The sequence below is a fragment of the Pantoea sp. VS1 genome, from assembly GCF_002207995.1.
Classification (GTDB): Bacteria; Pseudomonadota; Gammaproteobacteria; order Enterobacterales; family Enterobacteriaceae; genus Pantoea; species Pantoea dispersa.
Map to the genome: position 1 here is coordinate 1 of NZ_NHZE01000006.1, position 951 is coordinate 951.

Sequence of the window (951 nt, forward strand, 5' to 3'; positions counted from 1 at the left end):
CGGCATCGGTGAAATGACGCTTCCTCGGCACGACTGTTCGTTCCTCGCGCTGCTGCGGTACGCCTCAGCCGTGACTGCGGCGAGCGTGGCGGGCTGGCAGTTAACGGCAGGTATTTTTTTCCGGACCCGTTGTGCAGATCTGACGCACCGTTCTAATCTGGACGAAACTCCTCATCAGCTTCCGGGGCAATCTATGGATGGCCACACCTCTCCCGCCCGCTTTCTCGCTTATCTTCTGACGGAGCACGATATCTCCGAGACGCAGCTGTGTGACCGCTGCGGGCTGGACAGCGATATCGCCTGGGCTTTTCTGGCGGGGCACCTGCCGGTGACGCAGACGCTGGCGGAGCAGCTGGGCACCGTATTTCACTCCCCCGGCTTCTGGCTCACCCGTCAGGCCATCTGGATGCGGGCCAGGTCAGATGCTGACGCTCAGGCCGGTTGCGACGGGACACCACCGTGCTAAATTAACCGGTGCCGGTACGGGATTATATTCTCCGCCTTCACCAGGGGGTAAATAAACTGCAGCCCGTACCGGCACCCTGCATAATCAGATGTCCGGACACTCTGTCAGCCATCGCCAGTGTTCCGGATAATGTCAGGCCCCTGGTTGTGAACGTTGCCGACCTTTGCCGCTACCGGATGCCATGTGAAGACGGACTCAGGCAGCGCCCCGTCACGCACAATTTCTGCCGCGCGCGCCGGCGAAGTGTCATGACTCAGCCACTCCCGGACTGCGTCGGCCTTCAGCACGAGAGGACGGCGATCGTGTATATCGACCATCCCCTGATTGCTGGCTGCGGTGACGATGACGAAACCCTCCTGCCCGTACTCCCGGTCAAAAGGCGGCTTCCCGATGGCCGCAAAAAAAAGCGGCTCTCTGTTTCGGTGATAAATGAAGTAGGGCTGTTTCCTGGCACCGCTTTTTTTCCACTCAAACCAGCCCGATGC

2 protein-coding genes are annotated in these 951 nt (G+C 60.1%); one reads left to right on the forward strand and one right to left on the reverse strand.

What is annotated here, in order from left to right:
- Positions 1-466, forward strand: a 466-nt coding sequence (locus CBW22_RS26610) for a hypothetical protein (protein WP_254919473.1), incomplete at its 5' end; no start/stop codon positions are given.
- Positions 467-570: 104 nt separating this feature from the next.
- On the opposite strand, the gene CBW22_RS03975 is transcribed toward CBW22_RS26610, so the two are convergent.
- A partial coding sequence (locus CBW22_RS03975) for an SOS response-associated peptidase family protein (protein ID WP_176428079.1) occupies positions 571-951 on the reverse strand: 381 nt, incomplete at its 5' end.